10 protein-coding genes are annotated in these 18,197 nt (G+C 71.4%); 2 read left to right on the forward strand and 8 right to left on the reverse strand.

Going from position 1 to position 18,197, the window contains the following annotated elements; translation table 11 throughout:
• Positions 1–13: 13 nt before the first annotated feature.
• The 4 genes from AWX74_RS42100 to AWX74_RS22680 form a co-directional block, all read right to left on the reverse strand.
• Entirely contained in the window at positions 14–139 is a 126-nt protein-coding gene (locus AWX74_RS42100) for a hypothetical protein (protein WP_278184647.1), read from the reverse strand.
• A gap of 467 nt (positions 140–606) precedes the next feature.
• Positions 607–1,749, reverse strand: a complete 1,143-nt coding sequence (locus AWX74_RS22670; RefSeq protein WP_091280461.1) for an RNA-guided endonuclease InsQ/TnpB family protein — start codon at positions 1,747–1,749, stop codon at positions 607–609.
• Positions 1,750–1,918: 169 nt separating this feature from the next.
• Positions 1,919–3,139, reverse strand: coding sequence for a TetR/AcrR family transcriptional regulator (locus AWX74_RS41440; RefSeq protein WP_091280464.1), 1,221 nt, complete (start codon positions 3,137–3,139; stop codon positions 1,919–1,921).
• A 161-nt stretch (positions 3,140–3,300) separates the two neighbouring features.
• Positions 3,301–4,047: a TetR/AcrR family transcriptional regulator gene (locus AWX74_RS22680; protein WP_242666360.1), complete on the reverse strand. Its 747-nt coding sequence runs from the start codon at positions 4,045–4,047 to the stop codon at positions 3,301–3,303.
• Positions 4,048–4,142: 95 nt separating this feature from the next.
• Between AWX74_RS22680 and AWX74_RS22685 the strand changes: the two genes are divergently transcribed.
• Complete coding sequence (locus tag AWX74_RS22685; protein ID WP_091280467.1) at positions 4,143–5,507, forward strand: oxygenase MpaB family protein; 1,365 nt, start codon at positions 4,143–4,145, stop codon at positions 5,505–5,507.
• 135 nt (positions 5,508–5,642) lie between these two features.
• Here AWX74_RS22685 and AWX74_RS22690 read toward each other — a convergent pair whose 3' ends face one another.
• Genes AWX74_RS22690 through AWX74_RS22700 form a run of 3 tightly spaced genes read right to left on the reverse strand, consistent with a single transcriptional unit; the run spans position 5,643 to position 16,497 of the window.
• On the reverse strand, positions 5,643–10,934 hold the full coding sequence (locus AWX74_RS22690; RefSeq protein WP_091280469.1) for an ATP-binding protein: 5,292 nt from the start codon (positions 10,932–10,934) through the stop codon (positions 5,643–5,645).
• Positions 10,931–12,586 (reverse strand): methylation-associated defense system protein MAD7, encoded by a 1,656-nt coding sequence (mads7, locus tag AWX74_RS22695; RefSeq protein WP_091280471.1) that lies wholly within the window; start codon positions 12,584–12,586, stop codon positions 10,931–10,933. The genes AWX74_RS22690 and mads7 overlap by 4 nt, the downstream gene beginning before the upstream one ends.
• Positions 12,583–16,497, reverse strand: a complete 3,915-nt coding sequence (locus tag AWX74_RS22700) for a protein kinase domain-containing protein (RefSeq protein ID WP_091280474.1) — start codon at positions 16,495–16,497, stop codon at positions 12,583–12,585. Before AWX74_RS22700 ends, mads7 begins: the two co-directional genes overlap by 4 nt.
• A 290-nt stretch (positions 16,498–16,787) precedes the next feature.
• Here AWX74_RS22700 and AWX74_RS22705 point away from each other — a divergent pair, with 290 nt between their 5' ends.
• Positions 16,788–17,567 (forward strand): TSUP family transporter, encoded by a 780-nt coding sequence (locus tag AWX74_RS22705; RefSeq protein ID WP_091280478.1) that lies wholly within the window; start codon positions 16,788–16,790, stop codon positions 17,565–17,567.
• On the opposite strand, the gene AWX74_RS22710 is transcribed toward AWX74_RS22705, so the two are convergent.
• Entirely contained in the window at positions 17,530–18,120 is a 591-nt protein-coding gene (locus tag AWX74_RS22710; RefSeq protein WP_242666361.1) for a gluconokinase, read from the reverse strand. The genes AWX74_RS22705 and AWX74_RS22710 overlap by 38 nt on opposite strands.
• Positions 18,121–18,197: the final 77 nt, after the last annotated feature.

The following is an 18,197-nucleotide window of genomic DNA, read 5'->3' on the forward strand; positions in this document are numbered from 1 at the left end:
CGCCGCTGCCTGTTCAGGCCGCCGCGGGGGCGCGGAAGCCGGCCTGCTGCGGCCTGGCGTACCGGTCGGCGGCTAAGAGGGCTCGCATCGGTACCACACGACGGATCACGGCCGGCTCGTCGAACAGTCCCTCGCTCATGGCCGGAACTGTAGAACCATCGTTAACTTCTGTGCAAGGTCTTCCGCTCGGATGTGCTTCGCTATCCCGAGCTTCGGGCTCCCGCTCCCGCTCTCGCCGCTGTGGCTGTGGCTGTTTCCGAGCAAGAGGAAATGCTAGCGCCGTGTAGCGCTGCGAGATCGTCGATGGGCCGCCAGGAGGTGGGTGGACGCGGACCGCCAGGTCGATATCGGTGCCTCGGAGCCGCCACTTCTTGCGGTTCGCCACATGTCCTCTCGGTGTTGCGAACGACCGTTAACTTGAGGTAGGTTCGTGGGGATGTCCGGTCGGCCGGCCCGAAGTGGCCGAGGTGTCCGGGGCGCGTGCTCCGTCCAGTAGCAGGCCACAGTGTGGCGTGATCGGGTTGACATCCTCCCCGGCCTTGAAGGCCCGGGATTCCCGCCCTCGCGGGCAGGTTTTCCTGCTTCGCCGACAGACGCCTCCCCGTTCTAGGAACGGGATGGTCTCACTCCGTCTTCACAGGCTGACACCGTGAGCCCCACGGCCAGAAGGTTCCGCGCCGTGTTCACATCCCGGTCGTGCACCACACCGCAGCGGCAGGCCCACTCCCGGACGTTCAACGGCAGAACCTCGACCCGCGCCCCGCAGGACGAACAGGTCTTCGAGCTTGGATACCAGCGGTCGACGGCGATGACTTCCCGGCCGTACCAGTCGGCCTTGTACTCCAGCATTCGCCGCAGCTCCGACCACGACGCGTCCGAGATCGCCCGGGCCAGCGAACGGTTCCGGACCATGTTCCGGACCGCCAGGTCCTCGATGACCACCGTTTGGTTCTCGCGGATGATCCTCGTGGACAGCTTGTGCAGATGATCCCGACGCCGGTCGGCGATCCGCCCATGGACCCGGGCAACCCGCAGCCGGGCCTTCGCCCGGTTCGCCGAGCCCTTCGCCTTGCGGGACAGCGTCCGCTGCGCCCGGGCGAGCCGTTCCCGATCCCGCCTCTCGTGCCCCGGGTTGGCCACCTTCTCCCCGGTCGACAACGTGACCAGCGACGTCACGCCGGCGTCGACACCCACCCGCCCCGCCGACGCCGGCAGGGCGGAGACCGACTCCTCGACCAGGATCGACACGTGGTACTGGCCACGGCTGTTCCGGGACACCGTGACCTGCGACGGCACCGCACCAGCCGGCAACGGACGAGACCACACGATGTCCAACGGGCTGGTCTGCTTCGCCAACGCGATCTGACCATCCCGGAAGGTGAAACAGCCCCGGAAGTAGGTCGCCGAGTCGGTGGTCTTCCCTTTTCTCTTGAATGTCGGGTAGCCGGCCCGTTTCGCCCAGAAGTTCACATACGCGGTCTGCAGGTGCCGAAGCGTTGCCTGCAGTGGCCCCTTCGACGGTTCGGCGAGCCACCGCGCATCCGGCTCGCGTTTCCACGCCGTGAGCATCCTGTCGGTCTCGGCATGACCGACCCGGCGCTTTTCCTGGGTCCAGACGCGGTGTCTTTCGGCCAGCGCACGACTGTACACATAGCGCACACATCCAAAAGTTCTCGCGAGATTATCCACCTGTTCCGGATTCGGATAGAAACGGTACCTGTATGCCCGCTTGCTCACCCGACTCCCCATAACCGGGAGAATACAACACGCGATTGTCATCTTTACGGCCGAGTTGATGCGCCGACACCGCCCTGAAGGACGGGGCCTGCGCGCTGTCTCTTTTGGTCACGTGGGAAGGCTTCGGCTCGATCGTGCGGGCCGGTGATGCGGCCTGGCGGCGCTGGCCGGTCGGCGCCGGTCAGGGCACGAGCATGCGCAGGGCGAGGAACCGCACCAGCTGTTCCGACCCGTCGGACCGGTTGAAGCTGGTGGTCCGCCCCAGATCCATGACCAGGTTCAACGCGGCATGTGCCAGCAGCCGGGCTTCGCTCGCGGCGAGCTCCGGCCGGATCGTGACCAGCAGCCGGACCCACTCCTCGACATGCTCCCGCTGAAGGCGGCGCAGCTCGTGCCGGTCTGGGGTCGGCAGGTTGTTGTTCTCGGCCAGGTAGACCGAGACCAGATCGTTGTGTGCGAACGTCAGGTCCACATAGGCGTCGATCAGCCGCCGCAGCGCGTCCGCCGGGCTGCTCGCGGTGGCCAGCGCGCTGGTCGTGCTCGTGCTCAGGCGCTCGGCGGCACGGTAGTACACGGCCGCGAGCAGATCGGCCTTGCCGGGGAAGTACCGGTAGACCCCGGAGGCGTTGATACCCGCGGCCCGCCCGATGTCGTCGATGCTGACGGCGTGGTACCCGAGGCGGTCGAACAGACGGACGGCCTCGGTCAGCAGCGCCTCCCGCCGGGAGCCAGGCCGCATCGACGCGGAACCACCGCCGGCGGGTTCGCTGCCACCGGCCGTCGCGTGCCGCACCGCCGCGGGCAGGTCCGTCGTCAGCAGGGTCCACGCGGCGGAGCGCAGGATCTGCTCGGCGCGGCTGTCGGCGATCGCGGCGCGGTGCGTCGAGATGCTGCCGATCGCGCTGAGCGCCGCCCGGCTGAGCAGCACGGCGGATGGCGGCGGCAGATCGGGGCGGAGCTCCAGGAGCAGATCGCTGATCCGACGCACCAGAGCGGTCAGCCCGGCCCGGACCTCGCCCTGGTGCGCCGGCTCCAGGTACCGGGCCTGCCACTGGTAGAGCGCGCCCACCCGGCGACGCTGGACGCTCACCCGCGCCGTCGCCGCGAGCAGCCTGGCCATCTGCTCGGCGGGTTCTTCCGGTACCGCCAGTGCCTCGTCGGCCGCGGTGACCAGCGTGTCGATCAGCTCCCGGGATGCGTGCAGGAGGATCGCGTACTTGTTCGGAAAGTGCCGGTAGACGGCCGGGCCGCTGATGCCGACCACGGCGGCGATCTCGTCGATGCCGACCCCGTGGTAGCCGCGCTCGCAGAACAGCTCCGCCGCGGCGAGGGCGATCTGTGCCTTTCGGTTCCTCGGCCGCCGCCGCCCCGGCGTGGTCTGAGCTGTCGACGTCGCCTGCACCTACGTCCCCTCGCCGCCGCACGGCTCCGCTCGTCGCCGACCGGGCCGGCCGGCTCGCCCAGCCCGCCCACCCCCATCGGTCGCGGGTCCGTCCCATGGTGACATCACCGAGGCGGGTGCCGGTGCGCTCCAGTCCGCCCCGGCCGAGGAACGTCTCGCTTTCAGACCCGTTGCCGCAGGTAGATGGCGATCATTGCGGTGAGTTCCTCGACGATTTCCGCCCGCGGGATGGGCGGCTGATCGAGGACGTAGCGAACTGTCACGTGCTCGACCGTGCGCACCAGGATCCAGGCGACGGTTCCCACGGTGCGGGCACTGCCGTCCGCTGCGACGTCCCTGCCTGTCTCAGGCGTCCCGGCGGGCTCGGGCGTCCCGGCTACCTCGGATGTCCCGGCTGTTCCGCGGGTGGGTTCTGGGGCGGCACCCTCGCCGGGCAGGCGCGGCAGCAGCGTCGCCAGTGTCGCCGTCACCAGCTCGTCGATGTGCCGCTCGAAGCCGGCCCGCTGGACGTCGACCGTCTCGGGTAGCTGGTACAGGACCCGGAGCAGCCCGGAGTCCTCCTCGAGGGCGTCGAGCAGTGCGACGATGTTCGCGCGGACCATCTCGGGCACCGAGGTGCCGAGGTTCGCGACGAAGGCGTGTGAAATGCGAGCACGCAGCTGCTCGGCGTAAACCTCGACGACCCGGTCGAGAATCGACTCCTTGTTCGGGAAGTACTGGTAGAGCGATCCGGGGCTGATGCCGGCGCGGGCGGCGATGCGGCTCGTGCTGGTGCGCTCGTAGCCGCGTTCCAGCAGGATCTCGCGCCCGGCGGTGACGATGCGTTCGACCATGGCGCGGGACCGGTCCTGGCGTGGTGCCCGGCGCATCGGCTCCTTGCGGGTGGGCACCCACGGCTTGCCGGTCACTGGGTGACGCCGGCCCGCGGGCCGGTCCGTGGCGGTGAGGGGGAGGGCACGGACGCGAATTGAACACGAATAGTTAGTCGTGTCAACATCCGTCCATGATCCCTCGCGCGACCGCGTGCAACACCGCCGTCCTGCCCGCGGCGCAGGCCACCACACCGCAGGCTGTCGTCGTCGCGGTGCCGGGCACGACAGCGCGGACACCCACCCAGACCACGACCGCGACCGAGATGTCGCCATCGGGCAGCGTGCCGGGCGACTACCCGGCACGCTTCCGGTCCGCACCCGAGCGGTCGCGCCGCATCGCGCGCCCGCTGCGGAGGGTGGCCCGGGTGAAGACGGACGACGAGGAGCTCCTGCACGAGATCGGCCGGCGCCTGCGCACCCGGGACGAGCTGGGGGCGCAGCTCGCCGGGGCGATGCGCATCCGGGACCGGGACGATCCGGAGCGGGTGACCTTCGCCCAGCTGCGCCAGGCCCTGAACCACGGGATCGGGGCCGTCGACGACCCGCCGCCCGCACTGGCCCGCTTCTTCGCCGTGGTCGACGCGGTACCGGAGTGGGTCGACTTCGACCAGGTCGAGCGCGGTGCACGGATCATGCGGGAGATGGGGCGCTCGGTCGACGACGTGATGCTGCAACTGGCGCTGATCGGCGGCTACCGGTTCGGCGGGCCCCCCGACCTGTTGGTCGCCACCGGCGGACTGGTCGGCGCGACGGCCATGCGCCGGCTCGGGGAGACCCAGAAATGGGCGCTGTCGGTGCTGGAGCCGAACGGGATGCGCCGCACGGGGGCGGGCTTCGTGGCCACCGTCCACGTGCGGGTCATGCATGCGCTGGTGAACCACGAGTTCGAGACGAACGGCCGCTGGGACGTCGACCGCTGGGGCCTGCCCATCAACCAGACCGACGCGTCGGCGACTCTCGGGCTGTTCAACAGCACACTGCTGCTCGGAATCCGGGCGCTCGGCTGGATCGTGACCGCGGACCAGTCGCGTGCGGTCATGCACCTGTGGAAGTACGTGGGCTGGTTGATGGGCGTCGACGAGGACTGGCTGTTCGACACCGAACAGGAGCAGAACCGGCACAACTACCACCTTGTGCTGGTGCAGGCCGAGCCCACCTCGGCAGGCCCGGCGTTGGCCCGCGCGCTCGTCGAAGGCCAGCTCACCCGCGACCGGGGCAGACTGACGGCACTGCGCAACCGCTATGAGCGGGCCCGTCTGCTCAGCATGCTGCGGTATTTCCTCGGCGCGCAGGGGCTGCGTGATCTCGGCCTGCCCTCGGCCGTGCCCTGGGCGGTGCCGCCGATCGTCGCCGCGAACCTGGTGCGCTCCGGTCTGCTGGTGCGCGCCGCCGCCGGGCGGCGGTACCTCGAACGGGCCAGCGGCCGATTCGCGCGCCGAAACCAGCGGGCGATGTTCGGCGCGGCCACGCCGGAGGTCGGCGCCCTGCCGTCATGAGTGGGTTTCTGGGCGACCGTCATGAGTGTTGGCCAGACGCCGTTCCCGCTGTCTGGCCAACACTCATGACGTCTTTTTCTCAGGTCACGGCCATGGCCGGGAGAAACGGTTTCCTGGGAAGAAGTGGTCGGGTTCTCAGGTCTCCGGGCGGAGCATGCGCGCGCGGCGTGCCGCGGGCATAAGGGGCGTCTGGATATACGCGTTGCCGACCGGCAGCTGCTCCAGCTCCTCCGAGAGGTCCTTGCCGGTACGGGTGCGCAGGAATCCGGCGGCCTTGCGGGACTGCGGGTAGTTGACCCGGTAGAGAACCTTGGTACCCGCGTTGGCGAGGACGTCCGGGTGGAAGTCGTCGAGGCCCTGGCTCGCCACGACGACGACGACGCCGAACTTCCGGCCCTCCTTCATCAGCTTGGGCAGGGTCGCGTCCTTCGCGAGGCGATGCGCCTCGTCCAGGACGATGGCGAGCCGCAGCTGCCCGGTCTGCTCCCAGGAGAACATGTCCTTGTAGACCTTGCGGAGCAGGAACGCGCCCGCGGCGACCTGCGCCTGCTCGACCTCCGCGAAGCCGTGCAGGTCGACGACCAGACCTTCGCGGATCAGATCCTGCACGCTCGTCCCGGTGCTGTCGGTGAACAGCCCGTACTCCAGCAGCGGTCGGCACCGGGCCAGCACGTTCGCTACCCCGCGCTCCTTCTCCAGGGCGGCGATCTGCTCCCGGACCTCGTCCAGGGTCGGAATTCCGCGCGGTGGGGTGAGCTGGCCCCAGCCGTGCGCCTCATAGCGGTTGATCAGTGCCTGGTACACGACGTCGCGTTGGATGTCGCCCAGCCCGCAGACGTAGGCGAAGATCTCCGAGATCGACAGCGCGTTCATCTTGTACGCATGCCGGCCGCCGTCCGCGGCGAGCTCGAAGGGGGAAAACGGCAAACCGGCGGCCGCGTCGTGCACGCGCAGCGACGCCGGGCGGCGCGGATCGGAACCGAACTGGCCGTGGAAGTCGATGACCAGCGCGGGCAGGCCTTCACCGACGGCGCCCTGAAGCAGCCGGATCGTCGTCTCCGACTTGCCCTGGCCGGGGATTCCCAGAATGAACAGGTGCGGGCTGCCGGTCGTGCTGGCCTCCCAGAGCACCGCCTCCTCCGGCGGAAGCGTCGTCCCGAGCCGCACCCGCACGACCTCCAACGCGCCCGTCGAGCCGTGGGACGCCGCCGAGTCGTCGGGCTCGGCCGAGTCGTCGAAACGGTCCGTAGCCGGGGCAGCGGAGGTGCCGGACACGCCGGAGGTGCCGGTGGCGGCGGTGGCAGTCGGGTCACCCGACGCCGCAGGGACCTCCGCGTTGGCCGAGGAGGCTGAACTCACTGGGCTCTCAGCTGCCGGGGCGTCCGCCCGCGGCAGGGGAGCGACGGGGACGTCCGGTGGGAGCGCAGGCACCCGTGGTGCCCCGGTCGGCGACGCCTGCGGCACAGCGGCTGGCGCCGGCGGCTGTTCGGCCACGGGTAGGTGTGGGCGCACCGACGGGTGCCCGGCCTGGTCCAACCTGTCGGGCGTGCTGTCGGTCCCCGGACCGGTGCCGGGGGCGAAGCGGTCGCCGTCCGCCGCCGTGGCCGTCAGCGTGCGGATGCGGGTCTCGCCCATGACGAACTCGTCCACACCGTCTCCCTGCTGGACGACGATGTAGCCGCTGCGCCCGTAGGTCACCGACGGCTCGACGGTGTCGAGCCGGTCGATGCCCTCCTGCATCCGGCTGAACGTCACCGCGTCGGTGATCAGCCCGCGCCGGGCCGCGCGCCGCAGGTAGTAGCGCAGCAGGGTGGCGAGCCGGGCCCGCTGCAGTGGCTGGTCGATCCGGGCTGGGTCGGCGAAGAAGAGCCGTTGGACGACCCCGATGGTCGCCTTGACCTGATCGTCGATCCCGCGGGCGAGATCCTCGCTTTCCAGCAGCCCGCGCGACTTCACCTCGACCGCCTCGATGTGCAGCCGACGTCCTGGGAAGCGCACCAGCAGCAGGTCACATCGCCGGGCCTTCTTGCCCGGCGAGAGACCACGGCGGGCCCGTGGCCCGAACAGGTCGAGATGCGCGTCGACTGGAATCACGATCGTGTTGGCGAGCTCGCCGCGCCGACGGAGCTCGGAGACGACCGCGGCGAGCGCGACGGCCTCCTTGGCGCGCTTGTCGTTGCCGGTCGCGGCGAGAATCAGCCGACCGGAGACGAGTAGCAGCTCCTCCACCACCGACGAGACCGATTCGCCGGGCCGCTCGAATCCGAGCTCGCTCATCGCCTGCAGGAACATCTTCTCGACGTCGGCACGGTGGGCGGTCGTGATGGCCATCTGATGGCCGAGGCCGTCGAGGAACTCGGGCGCGTAGTCGAGGATGTAGCGCCGCCCGCCGGCGGGCCGCCGGGCCGGGTCGTCGAACAGGTCCAGGCCCAGGAAGCGGTCCAGGACGACGACCCAGTCGCACCGGTCGTGGGCGAGGTCGAGCACCCGCCTGGTGTCGCTGTCGACCCGGATTCGGATACGGGCCACCCCCGCGGCACCAGTGACGTCCGCGGCATCGGTCGCGAACACGCTGGAGACGCCCTCGGCGAACCGGCGATGCAGGTCGGTGACCGGCGCGGAGTCCGTCCCGCGAGTGGCGGGGAACTCGATGCCCGAATACCAGACCGGTCGGTCCGGGTCCGGCCTGGTGACCAGCTGGGTGATGAGCCCACGGAAGGAGACGCTGGCGCCGCCGGCCTCGGCGCCATCCAAGTGAAGCTCGGGGTGGCTGACGTCGGCGAGCACCGCCAGGTGCGCGGCGCGGGCTGTCTCGATCGCGTCCAGCGGCGCGGCGGAGATCTCCAATGCCGGGTCCAGGAAGCCGCGGCCGGGCCGGGACCGGTTGTCGCTTATGTCGTGCTGCAGCTCGCGCAGCCCGGGCAGCGGGTTCGTCTCCGACGCTCCCTCGCCGAACGCCTCGATCCAGACATGCGGCGCCGCATCCTCGTCCTCGCCCAGCTCACGGCCGCTTCCGCCGAGGTCGGCGCCGGCGCCGGCCTCGGGGTCGGCGGTGACGGCCCGTAGGGCCCCGCCGAGGAACGCGCCGCTGCCCGGGTTCGTCGCCAGGATGCGCAGGCGCTCCGGCCAGCGGTGGGTCTCCCGGTAGAGCCGGATGCGGTCCGCGAGCCGCGCCGGTGGTACCTCCCCGACGCTGACGTCCGCGCCGGGCAGCCCGAGCGCGTTCACCGCCTCGCTGGCCGCCGTCGCCGGGTCGGACTCGTGGACGGGCAGGTACAGCCCGTACAGCAGCCGCAGGTTCTGCGCGAACACGTACGGAGTGCCGTCGGGGCCGGCGAGCAGGAAGGGCACCCGCGCGGGGGAGAGCCGGGCGAGCAGATCGACGTCGATCTCGTCGCGGCGATCCTTGGGGGGCACCGCCCGCAGGTTGGTGCGCCATGTCTCCAGCTCGGCGTGGTAGCCGAGGTACCAGGCGACCCGCAGCGGATGCGTGGGCAGGAGGACCAGCGCGTCCACCGGGTGCCGCCGCCCCAGGTGGATCCGCAGCCGGAGGGTGTCGATCGAGGTGAGTGCACGCAGGTCGGCGGTACCGGAGTCACGGCGCAGGATCCGCCCGTAGGCGGCGGTGTACTTCGCGCCCAGCGCGGCCAGCTCCTCGGTGACGGTGGCGACCTCTAGCAGGCCGCGGCCCGGCTGGTTGCGGACCGCTTCGAAGAACTCCCGCCGGGCGGCGAGGAAGGCCCGGCCCGCACCGGAGGGCCAGGCTGACCCGGCCACGGTGGCGGCGCCCGCCGCGAAGGACGCCCCGGCGCCCACCTCGGCCTCGTACCGACCGAGGTTGTCCAGCTCGGTCAGCGCGCGAGCGGAAAGCTCCCGCAGCGGGGCACTGACCCCGAGCCGTGTGACGTGGGTCCGGCCACCCCGGCCGAAGCGCAGCTGGAGATAGGCCAGGTCGGCGCTCTGCCAGCCCTCGGAGGTCTCCACGTCCGAGTCCGCGCCCGCCTGCTCGGCGGCGAGGCGCGCAAGCGGCAGGGAGACGGCGGTGTCCCGCCGTACGGCGGTGCTCTCCGGCGGCGGCGCGTCGTCCTCGAGCGCGAACTCCTTGCTCGTCGCCTGGGCGAGGGAGCCGTCGCGCAGGCGCAGCACCTGGCTGTTGCGGTCCAGCGCGCTGACCCGGACAGCCACCACGGTCGGGATCCGCTCGGCGCCCTCGAGGTCGAGGTTCACCGTCAGCCGGTGACTGTGCCGGCTGCCCGCGACCTTCGCGGAGGGCAGGGTCACGTCGAATTCGGTCTCGTCGCCGTAGTACTCCTCCGACGGGACGATCTCCACCTGCCAGCGTGCGACATCCTTGGGCCTGGTTGGCTCCGTCGACCAGCTGACCTTCACGAAGCCACCGCGGGACGAACAGGTCGGCAGCGCGCCGTCCGCACCCAGACGCAGGCCGGTGCTGGCGGCGATGATGCCCGCCTCGTTGGCGAACGGCTCGACCTGCAGTGTCACCAGATCGCTGTCGACCGGAAGGTCCAGCGGCCAGCGGTTGAACGCCAGGTCCGTGGTGTCGTCGGCCAGGTCGCGCAGCCAGCCGCGCTCGGACAGTCGTGGCACCGCGACGAGGAACCGTTCGATCGCCCGGTACCGCTCGTCGTCCTTGCGTAGCGGGCATTCGGCGAGCCGGCTGCGCGCGTCCGTCTGCGAGCGGCCCGGCTTGACCAGTTCGCCGACGCATTGGGCGTTCGCGTCGAGCCGGGCCGCGAACGAGGCGCCGCCGCTGTCCGGGATCAGGCCGAGCAGGTGCAGGTGCGTGCCGGCGGCGTGGGTCGCGGCCGTGGCCCCGCCCGCGACCGGGTCGGCCGCGGCGGCGCCGACCGCGAGCAGGTACTCGGCGCGGGCCTGCCGCGAGCGCGGGAACGCGCCGCGGCGCACCGTCGCCTGAACCTGGCTGACCAGGTCGCGCAACGGCCGGTCCAGCCGGTACAGGGCGTCCCGGGCGATGCGGGCGAACAGGTCCTGGATGTCGATCGACTCGAACGAGTTCTCCAGGCTGCTCGCCGCGGGGCTGTCGACGCCCGCGGGCACGAGCAGCAGCAACGCGGCTGACTTGCGGTTGCGCAGCTCGATGGCGCGTTCCGGCGGGATGATCGCGTCGCTGTCGTCGCTGTCGTCGCTGTCGTCGCTGTCGTCGCTGTCGTGGCTGCCACTGCGGCCTGCGCCGTCCCGGCTGGCGGCGCCGAGAACCGCGACAACGACGGAGCCGCCCGCCGTGGTCTCGGCGAGCGTACTGGTCACCGCGTCGCGTACCGCGTGGCAGTCGCGGGTGCCCAGATGGTCGAGCCGCAGGCAGCGGCCCGGCGCGGCCGTGCGCAGGTAGTCGGCCACCAGCCGGTCGGCGACCCGGGTGGCGAGCAGGGGGCTCAGATCAGTCATCGCCGCGCTCCGGCAAGAGGGTTGATCACATACTGGGCGTTGAAGTCGTCGGCGAGGTCCGCGAAGAACCCCATCTGATGCAGGCGGCCGGTAAACGCGGCGAGGTTCCCGCTCGCGACCGCGCGGGACGATGCGTCGTCCCGCGCGCCCGGCGGGCGGTGGACCAGCAGGCCCCAGCGATGCTCCAGCACGTCGAGCAGGTCGGCGAGCCGCATCCGCGGCGCCGGGGCTCCCTTCGCCGGGTCCATCAGGGTGGCCAGCAGCAGGGTGGTGAGCAGCTCGTCGGTCATCGCGTAGCGCCAAGCCCGCCGGCCTCGCAGGTTCCCGCGCAGCAGCCCGGCCTGTTTGCGCAGGCCGCCGGTGTTCCAGAGCCAGCTTCCGGCGCTGGTCACGGCCTTGGACGCCTGCGACTGGCGGATCGCCGCGAGGACGAGGTCGAGCTGCGAGCCGTCGGGCGCCAGTGCGGCGAGCTCGGCCCTGGCGTCGGCCTCGGGCACCCGCAGCTCGGTGCTGGTGGTCTCGACGATCCGGCCCAGGTCGAGGCCGGCCCGCCATTCGACGTACTCCAGCCCGCGGATGCCGACCAGCGCGGCGAGCCAGTCCGGGCCCGACTTGCCCTCCACGTACGTCCGCAGCCGCTGCTCGTTGACCGCGTATCGGTCAAGGGTCTTGAGCAGGATCATGTTCTCGAAGTAGGCCGGCAGCCGCTCCAGGTCACGCGCGACGCACTCGCCGGCGAGCCGGTCGGAGTCGCCGCCCGTCTGCCGGGTGAAGTCGACGTAGAGCTCGGTGCGGGCGGGATGCAGGTCGCGACTGAGGTCGACTGGCGGCGGCTGCCCCACGCCACCCCGGCACAGCTCGCCGACCACGGTGAACAGCCGCAGGGTCATGGTGAACAGACCGATGTTCAGCAACGCCGCGAGATGCCGTGCCAGGGCGATCGTGGGCAGCCGGGTGCGGTAGACGGTCAGGAAGTCGAGCAGCAGGTCACCGAGGGCGATCATCACCCCGGGCATGACGGGGCTCCAGTCCAGGTCGGCCCGGGTCGCCATGACCTTCCCCGGCTGGAAGCCCTCCAGGTAGTAGAGGCTGAGCAGCACGTTCGCGTCGAGGTCGTCGGTCTTCCCGTCGAAGGCAGGGACGCCGAACGCGTCGATGGCGACACCGCGGCCGAACGCCTCCCGGAACAGCCGTTGCAGTGTCTGCTCCGGGTTGGGCGCGCCCCGGCGCAGCAGCGCCTCCTTCAGCAGCCGGTACACGACCACGTGGACCTTGCGGTGGCGGGCGCCCTCGGTCGGCAGGCCGGCTCGGTACGCACCGATGTGGATCGGCTGCACCGCGGCGAGCTGGACGTCCCGATGACCGCGGCCGCTGTGGCCGAGCCGGACGACGCTGCTGTTGACCCACTGCTCGAGCACCGCCAGGCCATGCTCGTCGTCGAACCCGCGCAGCTGCGGATGGGCGGCGAGCGTCTCGACGTAGCGGCGAGGGTTCGCCGGGTCGGCGTTCGAGCGCGAGAGCCGGCGGCCCTTCGTCTCCACCATCTCGAACAGCACGGGCAGGAACCGGTCGACGTCGAAGTCGTTCAGCTCCAGGCCGGTCAACTTCTCGAACTGGTAGGAGCGCAGCTCTTTGGGCAGGCGTAGCGTCATCGGGCATCCCGCAGCAGTTCGATGGTCGTGCCGGTCACGTTGATGATGTTCCGCCGCCCGTTGGGTTCGATGATGATCACTCGGCTCGCGGGCTGGAGGGTGAGACCGGCCCGGAACAGGCCCAGTTCCTCGCGCAGCGGCGCTACCTCGGGGTTGGTGGGCAGGAAGCCGGCGTTCGCACGCATCAGCAGCTCGAACAGGTCGACGTCGACGGGCAGGTCTACCTGGCCGGAGCGGTGCCGCAGCATGACGACGTCCGGCGCTGTCTCCACGAACCGGTCGTCCACGGGCTCCACGACGACCTCGAACTCGTCGAGCGGCAGTACCTTGACGACCTCGCCGCCGTTCTCCGTCGGCTCGCCCACCGAGACCGCGACCCCGTCGCCGTCGTAGCCGACCGGCCCGACACAGCGGGAAAGACCGCGCAGCAACCTGGGCACCATCGCATCGGCCACACCGTCGGGTGCGGCGCCGTTCGCGGAGTGGGTGCCGGCGAGCAGCGCGCGGAACTCGTCGAGGTGCCGGTACGGGCCGAGATGGTCGACGGCGGCGAGCTCCGCGTCGGTCGCGGTGAAGTAACGCAGCCGCTTGGCGCGGACGACCTCCGCCGCCGACCGGGTGCCGGGCGCGAGCGAACGCTCCACCTGAGGTGCCGGCACCGCCGCCGGGTCGAGGGCGCGCCACTCGTCGAGCAGCCGGTCGTGCCCGGCCGCCGCGTCGAACGCAGCCATGCTGAAGTGCCGTTCCGGCCGGGCCGGGTTCCCGAGGCCGTCGCCGAACTCGGCGTGGATCTCGGCGCAGCCCAGGTCCACGGTCACCAGGTAGGCGAGCGCGGAGCGCAGGTCGCGGATCGTGGGGCGCCGGCCGCGGCGCAGGTGCGAGGTGAGGACCAGCCGGTGCAGCCGGTCCTGGGCGCGCTCGTCGCCCAGGCCGCGGGCGTTCGCCCGGATCGGGCAGCGCTGCTCGACCGCGCAGCTCCCGCACGGTGCCCACAGGTCGTCGGTGAGCAGCCCGTTGAGCATCCGCACCGTCAGCGACCCGGTGGCCTGGCCCGCCGACGCCATCGAGCGGCCCTTGAGGTCGATACGCAGCACCCCGGCGGTGTCGGTACCCGGGCCGGCGACGCCGTCCCCCAGCACCGCCGCGATCTGCGGGTAGCGGTGGGCCTCGTGGTCGAGGAAGTCGAGTAGGCGACCGTCGTTGGCGGCGATCAGCGCGGTGTAACGACCGGCCCTGGAAGTCTCGTTCAGCGGGTCGAGCGCCCGGCGTAGCAGCTCGTCCGCGGACACGCCCTCATGTGACTCGCTGGCGTCGTAGACCGACGCGAACTCGTGCCCGTCGAGGGCCATCCGCCAGCCTGCGGCATCACTTTCCAGGACGTGTGCGCCGCGTTCGCGCAGCGCGACGCCGAGCCGTTCCAGGAACGCCGTCTTGCCGTCGCCTGGGTTGCCGCTGAAGACGACCAGCGTGGGCCGGCCGTCGATGATGCGTGGCGCCAGCCGCTCGTCGAGCCGGGTCTCGATGTAGGTCTGGTCGGCGAACTCCGAGTCCAGGCCGCGGTTGCCGCGGTTGCCGAGCCTGCTGTTGCGGAACAGCTGGCGGATCTCGTCGACCGCGGGATTGACCACGAGGCCACGCGGGACCGGGTTGGCGGGCGGCTTCGGCCGCGGTGCCGGATCAGGCCGCATGACGACGATCGGGTCCACCACCGGTGGGTCTGGTGGGGGCGGCGGAGGTGCGAACACGACGTCGATCGCGTCGCGGAGTTCGGCGGCGGACGGGAAGCGGTTCGCCGGGTCCGGGTCGCTGGCCCTGGCCAGCACCTCGAGGAACCTGGTCCCGCCGACGCCCGCCTCCGTCGCTTCCTGGGGCGTCGGCGGGACGAGCTGGAACTTGTTGCGCTGCTGGCCGTCGACCGCGTACGGCGGGCGGCCGACCAGCGCCTCGAAGACCAGGACCGCCAGCGAGTACAGGTCCGCGGCCGGCGACCAGGCGCCGTCGGCGACGATTTCCGGTGCCAGGTAGGGCAGGGTGCCGACCATGCTGTGCGCATCGGTGTCGGCCCGAGACGCCACCCCGAAGTCGATCAGCGTCGCGCGGTCGTCCTCGTCGACGATGATGTTGCCCGGGGACAGGTCGCGGTGCAGGACGCCGTGCCCGTGGGCGTACTCGAGGGCGTCGAGGATGTCGGCGAGAATCCGTCGCGCCGCGGCCGGGTTGCCGCGCAGCCGCTCCGCGAGCTGGCCGACGGTCCTGCCCTCGACGTACTCGGAGATCAGCGCCGGCCCGGGCGGCTCGAGTAGGTAGTCGTGGATCCGGACGATCCGGTCGTGCTTGAGCTTGTGCAGCAGAGTGAACTCGCCGCGCAGGTTGTCCATCAGCTCGGCCGACTTCATGATCTTGAGCGTGTGCTGCACGTCGAAGGCGCGGTCGATCATGAGCCAGGTGGTGGCGGTGGCGCCGTCGCCCAGCTGGCGCACCAGCTCGTACTTGCCGACCCGCACACCCGGTGCCAGGCGTACCGCACGCTTGCGCTCCTCGGCCAGGTGCGCCCCCAGCCGGTCGGCGACCTCGCGGGCCGACGGGCGGTCCTGGGGCGCCGACGCGAAGCAGGCGTCGAGCACGTCACGGACCCGGTCCGGCAGCGACGGCGGTGCCTGCGGCTCGCGCGGCGGGTCCGCCTGGCGCAGCTCCCACCAGTCGAGCAGGCAGAGCGCCAGCGAGTAGACGTCCGACGGGTTGATCGCCAGGTGCGCGGTGCGGCGGCATTCCGGCGCCCGGTAGGGGCCGCCGTCGTGATCGACCTCGTCGGCGTCATGCACCGTCCGCGCATCCGCGATCTTCGCGATCAGGAAGTCGGAGAACATCACCCCGTTCGTCTCCGGTGTCACCCAGACGCGGCTCGGGTGCAGCGCACGATGGGTGATGCCCTCGTCATGGATGTCCGCGAGCCCGGCGAAGGCGTCCGCGGCGACCGCGGCGAAGGTGGCCGCCGACGGCTGCCTGCCGGCCCGGATCCGCCTGCGCAGCGTCTCCTGCCGCGGGCCGGGCGGGTGCATCGGGGCGACCCACATCTGGTCGTCGTTGACCCCGAAGTACGGGTCGACGGCGAACACCCGGCGCAGGTGCGCCAGGCGCTGCAGCGCGTCGAACTCCCGCAGGATCAGCTGGTCGCTCGCCTTGAGCTCGGCCTCGGTGAGGCCCTGGCGCTCATAGGTGAGCAGCACCCGCACCGCGCCGGCGGAGTGCCGGCCGACATAACGTCGGCCGCGTGGGGTCGGCTCGATGTTGCCGATGATCGTATAGGCGCCGAGCGTCGTGGGTGTCTGTGGCCGCGGCCGCAGGCCGGTGACAGCGGACAGCACCGCGGCGCGGAAAGGGGCGAGGTCGAAACGCGCGCCGACCGCACGGTCGATCTCCAGCAGGCGCTGCTCGCAGCCGGCCAGCCGCACGACGTGGCTCGCCGCCCGCGGGTCCTCGATCTGGAAGGTGACCTCGGGGGAGGACAGCACGACCAGCGGGTGGACGAGATGAAGCTGCTTCTGACCGGGGGGTGCGGCGTGGCGCAGCGCCGAGGCGAGCGGCTTGTTGAACCGGGTGAGGCTGCCAGCGAGGATCCGCGCGACGCCGACCGCCTGGTTGATCGGGTTACCGCGTTCCAGCCCGGTCCTACGCTCGTACCAGCGCTCCTCGGTACCGATCAGGTCGACCCGCCAGGACTTCTCCTCCACGACGATGACGCTGTTCGGCCCGACCAGGATGAAGTCGGAGTCGCGGGTGCCCGAGCCGGCGACGAGCTGACGGCCGCAGACGAGCGTCCACCCGTCGTCCAGGTGGTCTCGCAGGTAGACGGCGGTCTCCTGCTCACCCGGGCCACTCCACGGACCATGGACAACGATCTTCGCCACCATCGTCCCCCGCGCTCCTTCCGCCTGTACGCGACGTCCCGCAAGCCAGGGCGGAAGCGGAGGCGGAGGCGGGGCGGCGGCGACCCCTGCCGCCCAGGCATGGCTCACCCCGACGACGCCTCGGCGTCGTCGTCCCCCGCGTCGCCCCGTCGTCCCCCCGACAGGCAACAGCCCTCGGAACTCTATGCGAAGGGTGGGAAAAACCTCACAGCTGGTAGGGAATGTCGCGAACGCGCAGGTAATGAGGCGTGAGGGGGCGTGGCGGGTCGGAACGCGCTGGAGGGTGTCCGGTTGTGAGCGTGGTCCTTGCCGGGTTCGTCGCTGGGCTTGTGCTGGCGACGCTCACCGCTCCGGTCGGTGTCTCGGGCGCGATGTTCCTCCTGCCGGTGCAGCTTGATCTGCTGTCCGTGCCGAACCCGGCCGTCACGCCCACGAACCTGCTGTTCAACGTCATCGCGACGCCGGGATCGCTGCTTCGCTATCGGCAGCAGAAGCAGCTCGGTGGTCCGCTGACCCGCCGGCTCGTCGCGGGCACCCTGCCCGCGGTGGTGCTCGGGGCTGTCGTACGGGTCGTCTTCGCCCCGGGGGCGGCGGTGTTCCGCCTGCTGCTCGCCTGCCTGCTGCTGCCGCTCGGGACCTGGCTGTGCGTGCGCACCCTGCGCCCGCCCCGACCCCGCGGCGCGCACGCCGCCGCGCCGGGACTGCGCGCGGTCAGGCCACTCGCGGCCGTCGTCGGTTTCGTCGGCGGCCTCTACGGCATCGGCGGCGGCTCCATCCTCGGACCGATCCTCGTCGGGCGCGGCCTACCGATCGCGCAGGTCGCTCCCGCCACGCTCGCCTCCACGCTCCTCACCTCGATCGCCGGCGCGGTGACGTACGCGCTGCTGGCCCTGGCCGCGCCCGGCAGCATCGCCCCGCACTGGGCACTCGGCTTCGCCTGCGGCTTCGGCGGCCTGCTCGGCGGCTATCTCGGGGCCCGGCTGCAGCCGCGGCTTCCCAACACCGCCCTGCGGCTGCTCCTCGGCGCCCTGGCGATCATGCTGGCGATCCTCTACTTCGCCCGGGCAACCTGACTGGCGGAGGTCCGGGCCGCGTCGACGCCCAGTAGGCAGTGAGCCCGTCGACGGCGCGGTTCACGATCTCGTCCACTGGGAGTGACCCGTCGACGGCCATGCCCGCCTCGCCGGGGCGCAGCGGTTCCAGCGCGGCGAACTGGGAGTCGACGAGGGATACCGGCATGAAGTGGTCCCGCCGGCCGGAGACGCGCGCGACGATCAGCTCGCGGGGCGTGTCCAGGTGCAGGAACCACGTGCCCGGGCCGCCCTGGCCGAGAACGTCGCGGTAGCGGGCCCGCAGCGCCGAGCAGGACGCGACGCCGCCGTCGCCGGCGGCCAGCCGGTCGGTGATCCACACGGCGATGGAGGCGAGCCAGGGCAGCCGGTCCTCGTCGTTCAGTGGCTGCCCCGAGCTCATCTTGGCGATGTTCTCCGGCGGATGGAACGCGTCCGCCTCCGCGTAGTCGACACCGAGCCGCTCCGCGAGCAGCTGGCCGACCGTGGTCTTGCCACTGCCGCTCACCCCCATCACCACGACGATGGTCCTTCGCGCGCGTCCAGACAGGGTCACGTCTCTCCTCACCGGCGGAACTCGTTGCGCCAAGGGGCCCGGTCCCGGTGGCCAGTGCGACAGTCTGCCGTCCGCAC

Origin of the sequence: Parafrankia irregularis, assembly GCF_001536285.1 — a bacterium.
In the GTDB taxonomy this organism is placed as follows: Bacteria; Actinomycetota; Actinomycetes; order Frankiales; family Frankiaceae; genus Parafrankia; species Parafrankia irregularis.